Source organism: Synechococcus sp. CCAP 1479/9, from assembly GCF_019038535.1.
Classification (GTDB): Bacteria; Cyanobacteriota; Cyanobacteriia; order PCC-6307; family Cyanobiaceae; genus Cyanobium.
The window spans coordinates 1-263 of record NZ_JAFKRK010000055.1 but is presented as its reverse complement, the minus strand read 5'-3'; the positions used below and the strand labels follow the sequence as shown (position 1 = coordinate 263).

The 263-nt window shown below is 64.6% G+C and carries 1 pseudogene; it reads left to right on the top strand.

Features of this window, described 5'->3' with window-relative positions:
- Positions 1-263, top strand: a pseudogene (locus tag KUG38_RS16660) (photosystem II q(b) protein); the annotation flags it as partial.

Below are 263 nucleotides of genomic sequence, written 5' to 3'. Positions count from 1 at the left end.
CTCTACGTCGGTTGGTTCGGTGTGCTGATGATCCCCACCCTGCTGGCCGCCACCATCTGCTTCATCGTCGCCTTCATCGCGGCGCCCCCCGTCGACATCGACGGCATCCGTGAGCCCGTCGCCGGCTCCCTGATGTACGGCAACAACATCATCTCCGGCGCCGTTGTTCCCTCCAGCAACGCCATCGGCCTGCACTTCTACCCCATCTGGGAAGCCGCCAGCCTCGACGAGTGGCTGTACAACGGTGGCCCCTACCAGCTGGT